The organism is Streptomyces sp. NRRL WC-3742 (assembly GCF_000720635.1).
In the GTDB taxonomy this organism is placed as follows: domain Bacteria; phylum Actinomycetota; class Actinomycetes; order Streptomycetales; family Streptomycetaceae; genus Kitasatospora.
The window spans coordinates 1-19,316 of the sequence record NZ_JOCF01000048.1 but is presented as its reverse complement, the minus strand read 5'-3'; the positions used below and the strand labels follow the sequence as shown (position 1 = coordinate 19,316).

Here is a 19,316-nt window from a genome sequence, read left to right as displayed (position 1 = left end):
CACCCGGCGCTGTTCGGCGTGCCCGTTTCCTTCCTCCCCCATCCATCCCCTCCCTCCCCCCTCCCTCCCGCGCACCCCCGTCCTGGTATCGGAGGCCCCCATGCCTGTCAGTTCGCCCGTGGTGATCCGCTCCCTGAGGGTGGTCCTGCCCGAGGGCGAGCGCCCCGCGGACGTCCTGGTCCGGGACGGGCGCATCGCCCGGATCGCCGCCCACGGCTCCCTGGCCGTCGACCGGACCGCCGACCACCCGGCGCAGCTCATCGACCTCGGCTCCACCGCCCTGCTGCCCGGACTGGTCGACACCCACGTGCACGTCAACGAACCCGGCCGCACCGAGTGGGAGGGTTTCGCCAGCGCCACCCGAGCCGCCGCCGCCGGAGGCGTCACCACCATCGTCGACATGCCCCTCAACTCGATCCCGCCCACCGTCACCGTCGAGGCGCTCGCCCTCAAACGCAAGGCGGCCGAGGGGCGAAGCTTCGTCGACCTCGGCTTCTGGGGCGGCGCGATCCCCGGCAACACCGCCGACCTCGAACCCCTGCACCACGCGGGCGTGTTCGGCTTCAAGAGCTTCCTCGCCCCCTCCGGCGTCGACGAGTTCCCGCACGTCGAACCGCACGACCTCGAGGCCGCGCTCGCCGAGCAGGCCAGGATCGGCGCACTGGCGATCATCCACGCCGAGGACCCGGCCGTGCTCGCCGCCGCACCGCAGCAACCCGGCGGCCGCTACCGGGACTTCCTCGCCTCCCGCCCCGCCGAGGCGGAGACCGGCGCCGTCGCCCGCCTGCTGGAGGCCGCCCGGCGCACCGGCGCCCGGGTGCACGTCCTGCACGTCTCCTCCGCCGCTGTCCTGCCGCTGCTGCGCCGGGCCCGCGAGGAGGGCGTCCGGGTGAGCGCCGAGACCTGCCCCCACTACCTGACCCTCGCCGCCGAACAGGTCCCGGACGGCGACACCGCCTTCAAGTGCTGTCCGCCGATCCGCGACGAGTCCAACCGCGACGCGCTCTGGCAGGCCCTGGCCGACGGGGAGTTCACCGCCGTCGTCTCCGACCACTCGCCCTCCACCCCCGACCTCAAGCTGCTGCCCGAGTACGGCGGCAGCGGGGACTTCGCCGCCGCCTGGGGCGGCATCGCCTCCCTGCAACTGGGCCTGCCCGCCGTCTGGACGGAGGCCCGCCGACGCGGCCACACCCTGGCCGAGGTGGTGCGCTGGATGTCCGCGGGGCCGGCCGAACTGGCGGGCCTGTCCGCCGTGAAGGGCGCCATCGCGGTCGGCCGCGACGCCGATCTGGTCGCCTTCGACCCCGAGGCTGAATTCGCCGTCCGGGCCCACGTGTTGCACCACCGCAACCCCGTCACCCCGTACGCGGGGCGGACGTTGGGCGGCGCCGTGCGCACCACCTGGCTGCGCGGCCGGGCGGTCGACACCGGCCCCGGCGCCCAGCCCTTCGGCCGGATGCTCACCCGCCCCGCCAACTCCCTTGACCCCCAAACCTCCTGAGGAGAGTCAGTGACCACCGCCGACACCACGAACGCTCCGTTCACCGAGCTGGTCAACCTGGCCTCCCGGCTGCTCGGCGCGGGCGTCGTCGCCACCAACGAGGACACCTTCGCGGACGCCGAGAACCTGCTGGTCGCGAAGCCGGCCGAGTTCCGCCCGCACACCTTCGGCCACAAGGGCCAGATCATGGACGGCTGGGAGTCCAAGCGCCGCCGCGGCGTCTCCGCCGAGCAGCCGCACCCCACCGACGAGGACCACGACTGGGCGATCGTGCGGCTCGGCGCCGCCGGTGTGATCCGCGGCGTGATCGTCGACACCGCGCACTTCACCGGCAACTACCCCGAGAGCGCCGTCGTCGAGGCCGCGTCCATTCCCGGCCACCCCTCGCCCGAGGAGGCGCGGGCCGCAGACTGGACCGTCCTCGTGCCGCGCACCCCCCTGCGCGGCGACACCGCCCACGAGTTCGCCGTCGCCGACGACACCCGCTACACCCATGTGCGGCTCTGCATCTACCCGGACGGCGGCGTCGCCCGGCTGCGGGTGCACGGCGAGGTGCTGCCCGACCCGCGCGAACTGGACGGCCTCACCTTCGACCTGGCCGCCCAGGAGTACGGCGGTGTCGCCGAGGCCGCCTCCGACCGCTACTTCTCCTCCCCGCACAACCTGAACGCTCCCGGTCGCGCCACCGTCATGGGCGACGGCTGGGAGACCCGGCGTCGGCGCGACAAGGCCAACGACTGGGTGCAGATCGCCCTGGCCGGGGGCGGTGAGGTCCTGGCCGCCGAGGTGGACACCTCCCACTTCGTCGCCAACGCCCCCGGCTGGGCCGACCTGATCGGCTTCGACGCCTCGACCGGGCGCAGCCCGGCGGAGGGCGACTGGTTCGAACTCCTGCCCCGCACCCGCCTCCAGCCCGACACCCGGCACCGCTTCCGGCTGCCCGCGGGCCGTCCGGTCACCCACGTGCGGATCAACGTCCACCCGGACGGCGGGCTCGCCCGCCTGCGGCTCACCGGCCGCCTCACCGGGCCCGGCCGTGCGGCACTCGCCCTGCGCTGGTTCGACGCCCTCCCCGCCGCCGAGGCCCGCGCCGCCCTCACCGGGGCCGGACTGACCGGCGAGGACGCCGCCGCGCTCACCGCCGCCCGTCCGTTGGCGCAGGGCGACGCGGCCGCGCGGGCCCTCGCGGCGCTGGCGCCCACCGCCCGCGAGGCGGCGGCGGGCCTGCTGGGCCTCTGAACATCTGGGCCTCCGAGCATCCGAGCCTCTTCGTCGATGTGTCGACGTGCCGATGTCTCGCCAACTCCCCCTCCACGCACCGCCTGTATCGACATCCGAAGGACCCTCCATGTCCAAGATCCTGACCACGGAGTCCGGCGCGCCCGTCGCCGACAACCAGAACTCGGCCTCGGCCGGCGAGTACGGACCGCTGCTGATCCAGGACCAGCACCTGCTGGAGAAGCTGGCCCGGTTCAACCGCGAGCGCATCCCGGAGCGCGTCGTGCACGCCCGAGGCTCCGGCGCCTACGGCTACTTCGAGGTCACGGACGAGGTGTCGCCGTACACCCGCGCGGCCTTCCTGTCCGAGGTCGGCAAGCGCACCGAGGTGTTCCTGCGCTTCTCCACGGTGGCGGGCAACCTCGGCGCCGGCGACGCGGTGCGCGACCCGCGCGGCTTCGCGGTGAAGTTCTACACCGAGGACGGCAACTACGACCTCGTCGGCAACAACACCCCGGTGTTCTTCATCAAGGACCCGGTCAAGTTCCCCGACTTCATCCACTCGCAGAAGCGCGACCCCTACACCGGCGTCCAGGAGGCGGACAACGTCTGGGACTTCTGGGCCCACTCGCCCGCCTCCACCCACCAGATCACCTGGCTCTTCGGGGACCGCGGCATCCCCGCCTCCTACCGGCACATGAACGGCTACGGCTCGCACACCTACCAGTGGGTCAACGCCGAGGGCGAGGCGTACTGGGTGAAGTACCACTTCAAGACCAACCAGGGCGTCCGCTCCCTGGACGGGGAGCAGGCCGCCGAGGTGCTCGGCGCCGATGCCGACTCCCACCAGCGCGACCTCCACCAGGCCATCGAGCGCGGGGTGTTCCCGTCCTGGACGCTGTACGTCCAGCTGATGCCCGTCGCCGAGGCCGCCGACTACCGCTTCAACCCCTTCGACCTCACCAAGGTGTGGCCGCACGCCGACCACCCGCTGGTCAAGGTCGGCCGCCTGGTGCTCAACCGCAACCCGGAGAACGTCTTCGCCGAGGTCGAGCAGGCGGCGTTCTCGCCGAACAACTTCGTGCCCGGCATCGGCCCCTCCCCGGACAAGATGCTCCAGGGCCGGCTGTTCGCCTACGCCGACGCCCAGCGCTACCGCCTCGGCGTGAACCACACCCAGCTTCCGGTCAACGCCCCGCGCGCCACCGAGGCCCGCACCTACGGCCGCGACGGCCTGGGCGCGCTCAACAGGGGCGGCCGGGAGAAGAACTACGAGCCCAACTCCTTCGACGGGCCCGCCCAGACCGACTCCCCGCTGGCCGCCCCCGTCCGGGTGGAGGGTCACACCGGCACCTTCGCCACCCCGGCGCACAGCAAGGACGACGACTTCTTCCAGGCCGGCGAGCTGTACCGGCTGATGTCCGAGGGGGAGAAGGGCCGTCTGATCGGCAACATCGCGGGCTTCCTGTCGCAGGTCTCCCGTGACGACATCGTCGAGCGGAACCTTGCCCACTTCCGGGCCGCCGACGCGGAGTACGGCGCCCGGCTGGAGGCCGCGGTCGCCAAGCTCCGTGCGGGCGACGAGGACTGACGCTCCCCTGGAGGCGGCCGCCGGGCGTCTGCGTCCCCGGCGGCCGTCCCCCGCGGTCCCTTCGGCGCGGTCCCTTCGGCGCGGGTCGGCCCCCGTTCGGCCCGGTTCGGCCCGGTTCGGCCCGGTTCGGCCCCCGTTCGGCCGGGGCATTTTCGCGGGTGATGCGGCGGCTGCACGGAATGTTCACCGATATTCACGGACGGCAGTTGCCGGGCCGTCGCGCTCGATAGGCTGGAGGGTGCCCGCGGTCGCTCCGTGGGGGACATCGGAAGGGGACGACATGTCGACACCTGCCACGGGTCGTCACGCCGCGCTGGACCAGGGCCTCAACGGCCCGTTCACCTCCCTGCGGTACGCCCTCAGACTGCTGGAGGCGGTCGACCGGCACCCGGACGGTGCGACGCTGGTCGCCCTCGCCCGGGAGACCTCGCTCGGCCTGCCCACCGTGCGTCGGCTCGCCGAACTGCTGGAGGTCGAGGGCTACCTCCAGTGCCAGGACGGCGGTTGGGTGCTCGGTGGCACCTTCGCGCTGCTGGGGCAGTACAACCGGGAGCAGCTGGTCAAGGCCCGCCTCAACCGCAAACTCGCCGAGCTGCGCGATGAGTTGGGTGCGGCCGTCTACTTCAGCCGGTACCACGACGGGGAGTTGTCGGTGGAGGCCGTCTCGGCCGCCGACCACGCGCCCGCCGTCCAGGAGTGGGTGGACTTCCGGGCCACCGCGCACGCCAGTGCGATCGGCAAGTGCCTGCTCGGCCAGCTCGACGCCGACGCCCTGCGCGACCACCTCTCCCGCCACCCCGTGGCCCGGCTCACCTCCCGCACCGTCACCGACGCCGACCAGCTGATGCACCGGCTGGAGCGGCAGCCCGCCACCGTGCCGGTGCTGGACCTCCAGGAGTACGCCCTGGGCACGGTGTGCGCGGCCGTGCCGATCACGGCGGGCAGCACGGTCGGCTGTCTGGCCACCTCGATGCCGGTGGACAACCTGCACAAGCTCAAGGCCGCCGCCGAACTGCTGGCGGCCCGGGCGGCGCCGCTGATGCTGGCGATGGCGGTCTGAGGACTGTCCTCGACGGACCCTGTCCGGACGTTTTCCGTCCGGCGGGGTCCGTTTGCGTTCTGTTCTGTTGCGCTCGCGTGCGCGGACCTTTCGTTTCCGATCGATTGACGCGGGCGCCCCGGGGTACTTATTAGACTCGATGTCGATAAGAGTGGTCGAAACCCTTGTTCCGTGAGCTACCCGCGAGTACGTTGCCCTGAGCCGAGCCGTCGCCCCCAGGTCAGGAGGGCCTCCCATGCCCCGAACCACCCCCGTCCCCGCCCTCGCCGCCCCTGCCGCGCGCGTGCACGACAGCCTCGTGCTCGAACCCCGGGACGTCCGCTTCGACTGGGCCCAGCTGCCGCTCCACTGGATTCCCGACGAGCCCATGGCCACCCACGTCATCAACGTCCTGCACCTGCTGCTGCCCGAGGGCGAGCGCTGGTTCGTCAGGGTGTTCAAGGAGGCGCTGCCGCTCATCCGGGACGAGGAGCTGCGCGAGGAGGTCCTCGGCTTCATCGGGCAGGAGGCGATCCACGCCGAGGCGCACCAGGAGGTCCTCGACCACATGCTCGGCCAGGGGCTCGACCCGCGCCCGTACGTGCGCCAGGTCGCCTGGCTCTTCCAGCGCGTCCTCGGGGACAAGCCCGGGCTGTCGGCCCGGCGGCGGCGCGAGAACGTCATCGAGCGGGTCGCCTTCATCGCGGCCATCGAGCACTTCACCGCCTTCCTCGGCGACTGGGCCCTCAACTCGCCGGGCCTGGACCGGGCGCAGGCCGACCCGACGATGCTCGACCTGCTGCGCTGGCACGGCGCCGAGGAGGTCGAGCACCGCAGCGTTGCCTTCGACCTGCTGGTCCACCTCGACCCGGGCTACGTGCGCCGCGTGCGGGGGATGATGGTCTCCGGGCCGCTGCTCGTGCACCTGTGGGTGCGCGGCGCCCGCTTCCTCCTCGCCGCGGACCCGACCCTGCACGGGCGGCTCAGGCCCACCTGGCGCGAGGCCGGCCGCATCGCCCGCCGCGGGCTCCTGCCCGACCCGATCCGCTCGGTGCGCTCCGGGCTGCGCTACCTTCGCCCCGGCTACCACCCCACCCAGGAGGGGTCCTCCAGCCAGGCCATCGGCTACCTCGCCACCTCCCCGGCCGCCCGCGCCGCCGCCGGGCGCTGACAGCCGTCGGCGAACGACGGACAGCGAACAGCGGACAGCGGGCAGATGACAGCTGACAGAGAACAGATGACAGCGAACAGGTGTCAGCTGACGAAATCTGTTCGCTGACATCTGAAATCCGTCCGCTGAAACCTGTCGCCCCGACCCCACCCACCCCCCAAGGACCCTCCCGGATGGACCTGCTCACCCCGCCCCCCGACCTCTACGGCCGCCCCCGCGCCGACACCTTCATGCGCCGGCTCACGGCCTTCGCCGACCGCTACAGCCCCGCCCTCGGCTCCCCCCTCCTGCGCCGCAACCCGCGCCGCCCGTACAGCCGCCCCACCCCGCCGCTGCAACTCGTCGTCACCGGCCGCCGCGCCCTCGCCACCGACGTCGTCGAGCTGACGCTCGCCGACCCCTCCGGAGGTCCCCTGCCCCACTGGCAGCCCGGCGCCCACCTCCGCCTGGCCCTGCCCTCCGGCCGCGAGCGCCACTACTCCCTCAGCGGCGACCCGGCCGACCACGCGGCCTACCGCATCGCCGTACGCCGCCTGCCGGGCGGCGGCGGAGGCTCCGTCGAGGTCCACGACGCCCTCCACCCCGGCAGCCGGATCACCGCCCGCCGCCCCCGCAACGGCTTCGCGTTCTGCGCCGAACCCGCCGTCCTCCTCCTCGCCGGCGGCATCGGCATCACTCCGCTGCTGCCCATGGCCCGCGAGGCGCAGCGCCACGGCCTCGACTGGCGCCTCGTCCACGTCGGCCGCAGCGCCGACACCCTCCCGTACGCCGACGAGCTGCGCGCCCTCGACCCCCGCCGCGTCCTGCTGCGCACCGACGACGAGCACGGCGGCGTCCCGACCGGCGCGGAGCTGCTCGCCCACGCCCCGCGCGGCGCCGCCGTCTACTGCTGCGGACCGGCCCCGATGCTCGCCGCCGTCCAGGGCGCCCTGGACGAGTCCCCGGCCGCCTCCCTGCACTTCGAGCGCTTCGGCGCCGCCCCGGTCACCGACGGCGCGCCCTTCGCCGTGCGCCTCGGCACGGACGGTCCGACCCTCGACGTCCCCGCCGACCGCTCCGCCCTGGACGTGCTGCGCGAGCGGCGCCCGGACCTGCCGTACTCCTGCCACCAGGGCTTCTGCGGCACCTGCGAGGTCCGCGTCCTGTCCGGCACCCCCGAGCACCGCGACCGCCGCCTCACCCCCGACCGCCGCGAGGCCGGCGCCCTGCTGCCCTGCGTCTCCCGGGCCGCCGAGGGCGAGACCCTCGTCCTCGACCTCTAGAAGGAGCCCCCGATGGCAGCGACCCCCGCCTTCCGCTACACCGAGCGCGACCTCGCCCGCTTCCGCGAGACCCAGCAACTCGCCTACCACTGCGCCGAACAGGTCGCCGCGTGGATCGAGCCCGGCGTCACCGAGCGCCAGGCCACCGCCGAGCTGCGCCGCCGCCTGGTCGGCGCCGGGGTGCAGGACTTCTTCCACGTCCCCTTCGCCTGGTTCGGCGACCGTACGGCGTTCCGCCACTTCCACACCCCGCTTCAGTTCTTCGCCGGCAACCGCCGCCTGGAGGAGGGCATGCCGTACGTCCTGGACTGCGCCCCGGTCGTGGACGGCTACACCGCCGACATCGGCTACGGCGGCAAGGTCGGCGAGAACAGGGTCTGGGACCGCCTCGCCGCCGACCTGGAGGTCTACCGCGAGCTGATCCTCGCCGAGGTCCGCGCCCGCAAGCCGCTGAACGAGGTGTACGCCGCCGTGGACGCCCAGATCGCCGCCCACGGCTACGACAACCGCCACCAGGTGTACCCGGGCCGGGTGATCGGCCACCAGGTGACCCGCAACACCGCCCGCGGCCCGGCCGGGGTGAACGTGTTCGGCTTCGGCGTGCGCACCCTCCAGACCCTCGGCCGCGAGCTCATCTCCGAGCGCCTGCACGGCCGTTCACCGCTGTGGGCGGACGGCCGCTCCTCCCGGCACGCCCCCACCCCGGGCCTGTGGGCGGTCGAGCCGCACATCGGATTCCGCGGCGTGGGCATCAAGTTCGAGGAACTGCTGGTGGTCACCGAGGACGACGCCTACTGGCTCGACGACGACCTCCCGCACGTCCGCCGCTGGACCGGCACCGGCACCGACACGGGTACCGGCACCGACACGGGTACCGACGCCGGGGCGAACACCAGCGACCCCACCGTCGAGGCCGAGGAGCCCGCCCGATGAGCAGCACGCCGCCCGTCCGCCGCCGGACCGTCCACTCCGGGGGCCTGCCCCTGGCCGTCTTCGAGCAGGGCGACCCGGACGCCCCCACCGTCCTGCTCGTCCACGGCTACCCCGACACCCACGTCGTCTGGGACGAGATCGCCGCCGACCTCGCCCGCGACCACCACGTGGTGCGCTACGACGTCCGCGGCGCCGGTGAGTCCGCCGCCCCCGCAGGCCGGGACGGCTACCGCCTGGAGCACCTCGCCGACGACCTGTTCGCCGTCGCCGACGCCGTCAGCCCCGACCGCCCGGTGCACCTGCTCGCCCACGACTGGGGCTCCATCCAGTCCTGGGAGGCCGTCACCTCGCCCGGCGCCGAGAGCCGGATCGCCTCCTACACCACCATGTCCGGCCCGAGCCTGGACCACATGGGCCACTGGCTGCGCCGCCGCCTGCGCCGCCCCACCCCTCGCCACCTGCGCCAACTCCTCCACCAGGGCCTGCACTCCTGGTACATCACCGCCTTCCACCTGCCCTACCTCGCCCCCGGCATCTGGCGCCTGGGCCTGGCCCGCGCCTGGCCGAGGGTGCTGCGCGACCTGGAGCACGTCACCCCGCGCGCCGGCCACCCGCAGCCCACCCTGCGCCGCGACGCCGTGCGCGGAATCGAGCTGTACCGCGCCAACTTCCGCCCCACGCTGGGCAGTCCGCGCGAGCGGCCCACCGAGGTGCCCGTCCAGCTGATCACCCTCACCCGGGACCGCTACGTCGCGCCCTTCCTCTCCGAGGGGCTCGAACGCTGGGTGCCGAACCTGACGCGACGCACGCTGCACGCCGGCCACTGGTCGGCGCTGCTGGAGAAGGGAGCCACCGTGGCCGACCTGGTCCGCGAGTTCACCGCCCGTATCGAGCAGGGAAGTTCACCCGAGAACGACGGCCGCCTGGTCGTCGTCACCGGAGGCGGCAGCGGCATCGGACGGGCCACCGCCCTCGCCTTCGCCGAGGAGGGCGCCCGCGTCGTGGTCTGCGACCTCGACCTTCCCGCCGCCGAGCGCACCGCCGAACTCGCCTCGCTGATCGGCCCGCAGGCCCACGCCTACCGGGTGGACGTCTCCGACGGCGCCGCGATGGACGCCTTCGCCCAGCAGGTCGCCGCCGAGCACGGCGTGCCCGACGTGATGGTCAACAACGCCGGCATCGGCCACTCCGGCACCTTCCTGCAGACCACCGAGAAGGAGTGGCAGCGCGTCCTGGACGTCAACCTGTGGGGCGTCATCCACGGCTGCCGCGCCTTCGGCAGCCTGATGGCCGACCGCGGCCGGGGCGGCCACCTCGTCAACGTGTCCTCGGCCGCCGCCTACCTGCCCTCCAAGGCGCTCACCGCCTACGCCACCAGCAAGGCCGCCGTCTTCATGCTCTCCGACTGCCTGCGCGCGGAGTTCGTCGAGCACGGCATCGGCGTCTCCACCATCTGCCCCGGCATCGTCAACACCAACATCACCCGTACCTCCACCTTCTCCGCCACCACCGCCACCGAACAGGCCGCCAAGCAGGCCCGTGCCGCCAAGCTCTACGCCCGCCGCGGCTTCCCGCCGGAGAAGGTCGCCGCCGCGATCGTGGGCGCCGTGCGCACCGGGAAGCCCGTCGTCCCCGTCACCCCCGAGGCCAAGGCCGCCCGCTTCCTGAGCCGCCTCAGCCCGGGCCTGCTGCGCCTGGCCGCCCGCCTCAACATCACCTGAACCCCCGGCAGTTGCAGGAACCTGCCAAACCCCTCGGAGCACACGGGCCCCACCCGTACGCTCTACCGGCAGGTAACCGACGAGGGGAACAGAGACAGTGAACAAGCGTCTGGTAGCGGTAGCGCTCGGTGTGTCCGGCCTGCTCATGGCGACGGCCCCGGCAGCCGTCGCGGCCCCCGCGGCGGGCACGCCGAGCGCCCGCGACTGCGGCGCGGTGAAGCTCACCGGCAAGCTGCCGGTGCCGCCCGCCGGCCAGACCGTCCGCCAGACGATCACCATCGGCGCCGACTGCACCGCCCACGAGGGCCCGGTCACCTACACCCCGGTCACCTACACCCCGGGCGCCAAGCCCTCGGCCGCCAAGTCGCCGGCGGCCAAGTCGCCGGCCGCCGAGTCGCTGACGTCCGCCCGCCGGATCACCAGCGCCAACGAGATGTACGACTGCTGCAACATCCGCATGACGGGCCTCTACACCACCTCGGACTGGACCGCCGCCGACGGCCGCATCACCACCGCCGCCACCACCGCCACCCAGGGCTTCAACCGCGAGCCCTGGAACGCCGGATGGTCGCTCAAGTCCGCCACCGCCGGCAGCGACTGCACCACCGACTGCGCCACCGTGAACACCCAGGCCCACGCCGACTTCACCTACAAGGGCATCTTCGACACCAGCGGCGACTGGTACGCCAACACCCACCACACCTACCTCACCCTCAACCCCGACCTCACCTACAGCTGCACCTTCGACGTCCAGCTCCGCCACTCTTTCATCGGCTGGAACTGGCAGCGCGGCTGCCAGGCCCAGTAGCCCCGGTAGCCCCCAGCCCCAGCCCCCCAGCCCCCAACCACCAACCCCCGCCGGCGGTCGGCGGGCCGGTGGCGAGGAGCGCGTGACCGCCGACCGATCGTCCCCTCCGGGGGTGTGGAAGGATCGCGGCTCATGGAGATGACAACGGCTCTGTGGTCCTTCGCCCTCGTCGTGGGGCTGTTCACCCTCACCCCCGGGATCGACACCGCGCTGATCCTGCGCACCTCCGCGCTGGGGCACCGGCGGCAGGCGTGGGGGGTGGTGCTCGGCGTGCAGACCGGCTGCCTGCTCTGGGGGACGCTCACCTCGGCGGGGGTGACGGCGCTGCTGACCGCCTCACAGGTGGCGTACGAGATCCTGCGGTGGGCCGGGGCGGCCTATCTGGTGTGGATCGGTGTGGGCCTGCTGCGCAGCCGTTCCGGCGGGGCGCAGGCCGAGGAGGGCGGTCCGGCGGAGGGCGGGTTCGGGTACGGGTGGCGGCGCGGTACGGTCTCCAACCTGCTCAATCCCAAGGTGGGGGTCTTCTACGTGGCGGTGCTGCCGCAGTTCATCCCGGCCGGGGTGCCGCACTTCGCCGCCGGCGTGGCGCTGACCTGCGTCCATGTCGTGGAGGGCGTGCTGTGGTCGGCCGTCCTGGTCGCCTTCGCCCGGGCGCTGGGCGGCTGGCTGCGCCGCCCGGCCGCCCGGCGCCTGATGGACCGGGTGACCGGCACGGTCGTGATGGCTCTCGGCGTCAGGCTGGCGCTGGACTAGCGGCGGCCTCCGCAAGCCGCTTCAGCCCCTCGGCCAGGTCGTCGGTGTTCATGCACGGGTACAGCGCGATCTCGGCGCCGAGTTGCACCCAGAACGGCTCGCAGGTGGTGACGACGGACGGCTCGTCCGTCAGGTCGACGATCAGCACCATCGAGCGACGGCCGTTGCGGGCGAGGAAATAGGAAGCCTCGGGCTTGAGTTGGCCGAGGATCTGTTGGATGACCGAGCCGGCCGTGCCGTCCTTGATGAGCTTGTTCGAGGTCTCCGTGTCGAGGTCGACCTCCAGCAGGGCACGCATGATCCCCTGCTCCTTCCCCGGGCTCGGGGCGAGTCCGCCACTCCAGCCTCCCGCCGCTGCGGTGGCCGTGCAACGTGACGCCGCTCAGGCGGCGTGCGCCCCGGACGCCGCACCCTCCTCGGCGGGTTGCGCGGCGTCGTGGTGGATCGGCCCCTCGCCCGCGCTCAGCGGCAGGCAGCTGCCGCCGCGCCGGTGGGCGACGATCTCGGCGGCGACGGAGACGGCCGTCTCCTCCGGGGTGCGCGCGCCCAGGTCGAGGCCGATGGGGGAGCGCAGCCGCGCCAGTTCGGCCTCGGTGAGCCCGGCCTCGCGCAGCTTGGCGAGCCGTTCCCGGTGGGTGCGCCGCGAGCCCATGGCCCCGACGTAGCCGACGGGCAGCCGCAGGGCGCGTTCCAGCAGCGGGATGTCGAACTTGGCGTCGTGGGTGAGCACGCACAGCACGGTGCGTCCGTCGATCCGGCCGAGCTGGGAGTCCAGGTAGCGGTGCGGCCAGTCGACGACCACCTCGTCCGCGTCCGGGAAGCGCCGTTTCGTCGCGAAGACGGGACGGGCGTCGCAGACGGTGACCCGGTAGCCGAGGAAGGTGCCGATCCGCGCCACCGAGGCGGCGAAGTCGATCGCGCCGAAGACCAGCATCCTGGGCGCGGGCACGTAGGACTCGACGAAGCAGGTGACGGTGCCGTGCCCGTGCTCGTCGCAGGGCCGCCCGTCCAGGCCGAGGACGATCCGCCCGGTGCGCCCGGCGTCCAGCATGGCGCGGGCCTCGGCGGCGATGGCCCGCTCGAGCGCGCCGACGGTGGACGGCCCGACCGCCAGCGCCCCGTGCTGCCCGCTGGCGGTGACGGCCAGGGCGGCGCCGACGAGGTCGCCGGGCCCGGCGATGACGCGGGCGAGGGCGACGGGCTCGCCGTCGGCGATGAGCGCGAGGCCCGTGTCCAGGGCGGCGTCGGCGCCGGGGACGACGGGCTGCACGAACACGTCCAGTACGCCGCCGCAGGTCAGCCCGACGGCGAAGGCGTCCTCGTCGCTGTACCCGAAGCGCTCGAGCACCGGCTCGCCGCTCTCGATGGCCGCCCGGCACAGCTCGTACACCGCGCCCTCCACGCATCCGCCGGAGACGCTGCCGACGGCCTCGCCGTCCGCGTCGACGGCCAGCGCCGCCCCGGGGTCGCGCGGGGCGCTGCCCGTCACGCCGACGACGGTGGCCACGGCGAAGGTGCGCCCGGCCGCGTGCCAGGCCCGTACCTGCTCGGCGATGTCCTGCATGGCGTACCGCTCTCCTCACACATGGTCGACAGTAGCGGGGGCGCCGCCGTACGGGAAACGATCCCGTACGGCGGCGGGTGCCGGTGGCGGAAACGATCAAGGGCGGTCAGTGGACCCCCAGCCACACCTTCACGGGCGTCAGCGCGAAGTACCCGACGAAGACGACGGTCAGCACCCACATCAGCACCCCGGGCTCGCGCCACCGCCCCCGCCCGGCCTTGATCACCGTGTACGAGACGACCCCGGCCGCCACGCCCGCCGTGATGCTGTACGTGAACGGCATCAGCACGCAGGTCAGGAAGGCCGGGACGGCGACGTCCCGGTCCGACCAGTCGATGTGCCGGGCCTGGCTCATCATCATCGCGCCGATCACCACCAGCGCCGCCGAGGCGACCTCCACGGGGACGATCCCGGCCAGCGGCGAGAAGAACAGCATCAGCGCGAACAGCGAGCCGGTGACGACGGAGGCGAGCCCGGTGCGGGCGCCGTCGCCGACGCCGGTCGCGGATTCGACGAACACCGTCTGTCCGGAGGAGCCCGCGAGGCCCCCGACCGCGCCGCCGGCGCCGTCGACGAGCAGCGCCCGGGAGAGGCCGGGCATCCGGCCGCGCTCGTCCGCGAGCCCGGCCTCGGTGCCGACGCCGATGATGGTGGCCATGGCGTCGAAGAACCCGGCGAGGACGAGGGTGAACACGGCGACGGAGGCGCTGATCGCGCCCATGCCCTGCGCGCCGAAGGCGCCGAACAGGTCGATGTGGCCGAAGAGGCCGAAGTCGGGCGCGGAGACCGGACTTCCCGGCCATACGGGCACGGAGCTCTTCCACTCCGGGGCGGGCACGTGGGCCAGCTTGTTGACGGCCACGGCGAGCACCGTCCCGCCGGCGATGCCGAGCAGGATCGCGCCCCGGACGCCGCGTGCCATCAGCACGAAGATCGCCAGCAGGGTGGCGCAGAAGACCAGCACCGGCCAGCCGGTCAGCTCCCCGGCGGGGCCGAGGGAGAGCGGGGTGGGCCCGCCCGTGTGCACGAACCCGGCCTTGTAGAGGCCGATGACGGTGACGAACAGGCCGATGCCGATGGTGATGGCGTGCTTGAGCGGCATCGGGATGCCGTTCATGATCCTCTCGCGCAGTCCGGAGACCACCAGCAGCACGATCAGCAGCCCGTAGATCACGCACAGGCCCATGGCCTGCGGCCAGGTGGTGTGCGGCACGACGAGCGCGGAGACGGCGCCGGAGACGGACAGTCCGGCGGCCAGCGCCAGCGGCACGTTGCCGACCAGGCCCATCAGGAGGGTGGTCACGGCGGCGGCGAAGGCGGTGGCGGTGGTCAGCGCGGCGTGGTCGAGCTTGGCGCCGGTGACGTCGGCGCCGCCGAGGATGAGCGGGTTGAGCAGGATGATGTAGGCCATCGCCATGAACGTGGTGATTCCACCGCGCAGTTCACCGGCGAGGGTCGATCCCCGGGCGGAGATCTTGAAATAGGCGTCCAGAGCTCCGGTGGGTATCCGGGTCATGTCCACTCCCAAGTGTCAATGGGGGTTGGGGTGGGCGAGCCGACCTGACGGCTCGTCAACTCGGGACGGCGGTGCAGGGGGACGCTTCGACTCACGATGGGTGGGGGTAGTGGTAGCGCCGCCGCGCGCCCCGGCGTGGGCGCACGGCGACGGCAACTCCCGGCGCTAGCCGGGCTGTTCGGTGGTCAGGTGCTCCGGCCGGACGGGAATCCGGTTCAGGGCCAGACCGGTGGCGTTGCGGATCGCCGCCACGATCGAGGGCGTCGCCGAGACGGTCGGCGCCTCGCCGACCCCGCGCAGCCCGTACGGCGCGTGGGGGTCGGGCAGTTCGAGGATCTCCACCGGGATCGGCGGGGTGTCCAGGATGGTGGGGATCAGGTAGTCGGTGAAGGAGGCGTTGCGCACCTTGCCGTCCTTCACGATGATCTCCTCCATCACCGCGAGCCCGAGCGCCTGCGTGCAGCCGCCCTGGATCTGGCCGACGACGGAGAGCGGGTTGAGCGCCCGGCCGACGTCCTGGACGGCGGTCAGTTCGACGACCTTGACCAGGCCCAGCTCCACGTCCACGTCGACGACGGCGCGGTTGGCGCAGAAGGTGTACTGGACGTGGCCGAAGCCCTGCCCGGTGACCTTGTCGAACGGTTCGGTGGGCCGGTGGTGGTGCTCGCGGGTGAGGTCGATCGCCTCGTCCCCGAGCAGGTCCACGACGGAGGTGAGCACGCCCGCGCTCGCCGAGACGACCTTGCCGCCGGCCAGCGAGAGGTCCTGCTGCGTCCAGCCGTAGCGCCGGCGCCCCTTGTCGATCAGCTCGTGCCGCACCGCCTCGGCGGCCAGCTTCACCGCGCCGCCGGTCATGTACGTCTGGCGCGAGGCGGAGGTCGAACCGGCGGACCCCACCTCGGTGTTGGCGGGGTGGATGGTGACCCGCTCGACGCCCAGCTCGGTGCGGGCGATCTGCGCGTGCACGGTGACGCCGCCCTGCCCGACCTCGGCCATCGCGGTGTGCACCAGGGCGACGGGCTCGCCGCCGATCACCTCCAGCCGCACCCGGGCGGTGGAGTAGTCGTCGAAGCCCTCGGAGAAGCCGACGTTCTTGATGCCGACGGAGTACCCGACCCCGCGCACGATGCCCTCGCCGTGCGAGGTGTTGGAGAGCGCGCCGGGCAGCCGCCGCACGTCCGGGTGATCCGTGTCCAGCGGCGGAGGCAGCGGCATGTCCTTGACGCGGCGCAGCAGTTCGGCCACCGGCGCGGGCGCGTCGATCTCCTGCCCGGTCGGCATCCGGTCGCCCTGGGTGACGGCGTTGAGCTGCCTCAACTCGACCGGGTCCATGCCGAGTTCGGCCGCCAGCTTGTCCATCTGCGACTCGTAGCCGAAGGCCGCCTGCACCGCGCCGAAGCCGCGCATCGCCCCGCAGGAGGGGTTGTTGCTGTAGAGCGCGATCGCGTGCATCCGCACGTTCGGGATGACGTACGGCCCGTGCCCGAGCGAGGCCGCATTGCCGACCACGGCCGGCGAGGCGGAGGCGTACGCGCCGCCGTCCAGCACGATCCGGCAGTCCGCGTAGACGAGTTTGCCGTCGCGGGTGGCGCCGTGCTCGTAGTGCATCCGCGCCGGGTGGCGGTGGACGTGGCCGAAGAAGGACTCGTCCCGGGAGTAGACGATCTTGACGGGCTTGCCGGTGTGCAGCGCCAGCAGGCAGGCGTGGATCTGCATCGACAGGTCCTCGCGGCCGCCGAAGGCCCCGCCCACCCCGGCCAGGGTCAGGCGGACCTTCTCCTCCGGCAGGCCGAGCACCGGGGCCATCTGCTGGCGGTCCACGTGCAGCCACTGGGTGGCGATGTACAGGTCGACGCCGCCGTCCTCGGCCGGCACGGCCAGGCCCGACTCGGGGCCCAGGAACGCCTGGTCCTGCATGCCGACCTCGTAGTCCCCGCTGACCACGACGTCCGCCAGGGCCCGCACCTCGTCGGTGACGCCGAGGCCCGAGACGAGGTGCTGCTCGTGGCAGATGTTGCCGTACGCGTGGGACTTGTACTCGTGGGGCTCGTGCACGTACCCGTAGGTCTCCGGGCGCAGGCACTGCTCCTCGGTGACGATCGGGTCGAGCACCTCGTACTCGACGGCGATCTTCGCCACCGCCCGCCGGGCCGTCTCCGGGTGGTCCGCGGCGACCAGCGCGATCGCCTCACCGTGGTAGCGGACCTTGTCGATCGCCAGCACGGGCTGGTCGGCGATCTCCAGGCCGTAGTACTTGGCGCCGGGGATGTCCTCGTGGGTGAGCACCGCGTACACCCCGGGCACCTTCAGCGCCTCGGAGACGTCCACGGACAGGATGTTGGCCCGGGGGTGGGGCGAGCGCAGGGCCGTGCCCCAGAGCATGTCCTCGTGCCACAGGTCGGAGGAGTACGCGAACTCGCCGCGCACCTTGAGCGTCCCGTCCGGGCGCAGCGGCGAGCCGCCGATGCCGTCCCCGGCCGCCTGGTGGATGTTCTGCAGGTTCTTCTGGCCCTGGAGGCTGCGCGCGCTCACTTCGAACTCCCGGTGTCCCCGGCGCACTTGCGGGCCGAGGCGAGCCGCACCGCGTCCATGATCTTCTCGTAGCCGGTGCAGCGGCACAGGTTGCCCGACAGCGCCTCGCGGATGTCGTCGTCGCTCGGCTGGGCGTCCTGCTCCAGCAGCGCGTCGGTCTGCACCAGCAGTCCCGGGGTGCAGAAGCCGCACTGCACGGCCCCGGCGTCCACGAACGCCTGCTGGACGAGGCCGAGTTCGCCGTCCTCGCCGGCCAGCCCCTCGACGGTGCGCACCTCGCGGCCCTGCACCTGTCCGGCCGCGACCAGGCAGGAGCAGACCGGCACGCCGTCCAGGTAGACGGTGCAGGAGCCGCACTCGCCCTGCTCGCACGCGTTCTTCGACCCGGGCAGCCCGACGCGCTCGCGCAGCACGTACAGCAGGCTCTCGCCCTCCCACACGTCGTCGGCCTCGACGGGCCTGCCGTTGGCGGTGAACGTGACCCTCATGCCGCGCTCCCAATCTGCTTGCGGTAGTCGTTCCAGCACCAGGTGAGGGTGCGCCGGGCCATGACGGCCAGCGCGTGGCGCCGGTACTCGGCGGTGCCCCGGACGTCGTCGATGGGGGAGGCGGCGGCCCTGACCAGCTCCCCGAAGCGCCGGACCACCTCGGGGCCCAGCAGGGCGCCGCTGGCCCAGAGCCCGCGCTCGGCGAGGACGCCGGCCAGGTACTCCTCGGCCTCGACGGCGCGGCGCGGGGTGGGGGCGGCCGAGCCGATGCCCGTGCCGACCGTCCCGTCCTTGGGGTGCAGGGCGAAGCCGAACGCGCAGACCGCGATGACCATCGCGTTGCGGGTGCCGATCTTCGAGAACTGCTGCGGGCCGTCGGCGACGGGGATGCGCACCGCCCTGATCAGCTCGTCGGGCTCCAGGCTGTTGCGCTTCACGCCGACGTAGAAGTCGTCGATCGGGATGAGCCGGGTGCCGCGCACCGAGGCCGCCTCGACGTACACGTCCCGCCCGGCCGCGAGCAGCGCCGGGTGCGAGTCGCCGGCCGGGGAGGCGGCGCCCAGGTTGCCGCCGACGCTGCCGCGGTTGCGGATCTGAGGCGAGCCCACGGTGTGGGCCGCGAGCGCCAGCCCGGGCAGCGGCCCGGACAGCTCCTCGATGATCCTGGCGTACGGGACGGCGGCGCCCAGGCGCACGACGTCCGCCTCGACGGACCACTCGGTGAGCTCGGTGACGCGGTTCAGGTCGAGGATCGCGGTCGGCCGGTGCACGTCGAAGTTCAGCTCGACCATCACGTCCGTGCCGCCCGAGATCGCCGTCGCGCCCGGGTGAGCGGCCTTCGCCGCGAGCGCCTCGTCCCAGGTGGCGGGCCGAAGGAACTCCATACGGGTGTCTCCTCAAGTTCTCGCCCGCCGGGGCTCCGGAGGCGTGTCGCCCAGTGAACCGCTGTGACGCGGCCCACTGGCAGTCACCGGATGTATGAAGCCCCGGCTGTGGTCGGGCCCGGCATCCTGTACGTTCCTCTAAGCGGCACGTCTGCCGCGGCGCGGACGTTCTCCGGGTACCACCTACGACCGTAATCCGGCCGTAACGACGGGGCCATGGACCGGTGATCCGGCGGCGCGTCGCCCGCCTACCCCGGCCCGGGACGATCGGGCACACTGGCACCCCACCCCCACGCCGGCCCACCCCACCCCCACCCCCCAGCCCGTCCCTAAGG

16 protein-coding genes are annotated in these 19,316 nt (G+C 73.0%); 10 read left to right on the top strand and 6 right to left on the bottom strand.

Going from position 1 to position 19,316, the window contains the following annotated elements:
- Positions 1-100: 100 nt before the first annotated feature.
- The 10 genes from allB (at position 101) to IH61_RS0125055 (ending at position 11,997) form a co-directional block, all read left to right on the top strand.
- Complete coding sequence (gene allB, locus IH61_RS0125100; RefSeq protein ID WP_031073625.1) at positions 101-1,501, top strand: allantoinase AllB; 1,401 nt, start codon at positions 101-103, stop codon at positions 1,499-1,501.
- A gap of 9 nt (positions 1,502-1,510) precedes the next feature.
- Positions 1,511-2,740, top strand: a complete 1,230-nt coding sequence (gene alc, locus IH61_RS0125095; protein WP_051837915.1) for an allantoicase — start codon at positions 1,511-1,513, stop codon at positions 2,738-2,740.
- 109 nt (positions 2,741-2,849) lie between these two features.
- Positions 2,850-4,310 (top strand): catalase, encoded by a 1,461-nt coding sequence (locus tag IH61_RS0125090; protein WP_031073621.1) that lies wholly within the window; start codon positions 2,850-2,852, stop codon positions 4,308-4,310.
- Between the two features lie 280 nt (positions 4,311-4,590).
- Positions 4,591-5,370 (top strand): IclR family transcriptional regulator, encoded by a 780-nt coding sequence (locus tag IH61_RS0125085; RefSeq protein WP_051837914.1) that lies wholly within the window; start codon positions 4,591-4,593, stop codon positions 5,368-5,370.
- A 235-nt stretch (positions 5,371-5,605) separates the two neighbouring features.
- The gene (locus IH61_RS0125080; protein WP_031073617.1) at positions 5,606-6,520 is read left to right on the top strand and encodes a metal-dependent hydrolase; all 915 of its coding nucleotides are present in this window, start codon (positions 5,606-5,608) and stop codon (positions 6,518-6,520) included.
- Between the two features lie 173 nt (positions 6,521-6,693).
- On the top strand, positions 6,694-7,782 hold the full coding sequence (locus IH61_RS0125075) for a PDR/VanB family oxidoreductase (protein ID WP_031073615.1): 1,089 nt from the start codon (positions 6,694-6,696) through the stop codon (positions 7,780-7,782).
- Positions 7,783-7,794: 12 nt separating this feature from the next.
- Entirely contained in the window at positions 7,795-8,715 is a 921-nt protein-coding gene (locus IH61_RS0125070) for a M24 family metallopeptidase (RefSeq protein WP_051837913.1), read from the top strand.
- Complete coding sequence (locus IH61_RS0125065; RefSeq protein WP_031073611.1) at positions 8,712-10,436, top strand: SDR family oxidoreductase; 1,725 nt, start codon at positions 8,712-8,714, stop codon at positions 10,434-10,436. The genes IH61_RS0125070 and IH61_RS0125065 overlap by 4 nt, the downstream gene beginning before the upstream one ends.
- A 97-nt stretch (positions 10,437-10,533) precedes the next feature.
- Positions 10,534-11,244 carry a hypothetical protein gene (locus IH61_RS0125060; RefSeq protein ID WP_234327324.1) on the top strand — a complete coding sequence of 237 codons (711 nt, stop codon included), beginning with the start codon at positions 10,534-10,536 and terminating at the stop codon, positions 11,242-11,244.
- 132 nt (positions 11,245-11,376) lie between these two features.
- Positions 11,377-11,997, top strand: coding sequence for a LysE family translocator (locus IH61_RS0125055; RefSeq protein ID WP_031073607.1), 621 nt, complete (start codon positions 11,377-11,379; stop codon positions 11,995-11,997).
- On the opposite strand, the gene IH61_RS0125050 is transcribed toward IH61_RS0125055, so the two are convergent.
- The 6 genes from IH61_RS0125050 to IH61_RS0125025 form a co-directional block, all read right to left on the bottom strand.
- The gene (locus IH61_RS0125050; protein WP_031073605.1) at positions 11,978-12,295 is read right to left on the bottom strand and encodes a hypothetical protein; all 318 of its coding nucleotides are present in this window, start codon (positions 12,293-12,295) and stop codon (positions 11,978-11,980) included. The genes IH61_RS0125055 and IH61_RS0125050 overlap by 20 nt on opposite strands.
- A gap of 84 nt (positions 12,296-12,379) precedes the next feature.
- Positions 12,380-13,561, bottom strand: coding sequence for an XdhC family protein (locus IH61_RS0125045; protein WP_031073603.1), 1,182 nt, complete (start codon positions 13,559-13,561; stop codon positions 12,380-12,382).
- A 106-nt stretch (positions 13,562-13,667) separates the two neighbouring features.
- Entirely contained in the window at positions 13,668-15,077 is a 1,410-nt protein-coding gene (locus tag IH61_RS0125040) for an NCS2 family permease (RefSeq protein ID WP_051837912.1), read from the bottom strand.
- 165 nt (positions 15,078-15,242) lie between these two features.
- The gene (gene pucD, locus IH61_RS0125035) at positions 15,243-17,576 is read right to left on the bottom strand and encodes a xanthine dehydrogenase subunit D (protein ID WP_031073599.1); all 2,334 of its coding nucleotides are present in this window, start codon (positions 17,574-17,576) and stop codon (positions 15,243-15,245) included.
- Between the two features lie 29 nt (positions 17,577-17,605).
- Entirely contained in the window at positions 17,606-18,097 is a 492-nt protein-coding gene (locus IH61_RS0125030) for a (2Fe-2S)-binding protein (RefSeq protein ID WP_031073598.1), read from the bottom strand.
- A complete protein-coding gene (locus IH61_RS0125025) occupies positions 18,094-18,981 on the bottom strand; it encodes an FAD binding domain-containing protein (RefSeq protein WP_031073596.1) in 888 nt (295 codons plus the stop codon). The genes IH61_RS0125030 and IH61_RS0125025 overlap by 4 nt, the downstream gene beginning before the upstream one ends.
- Positions 18,982-19,316 lie beyond the last annotated feature (335 nt).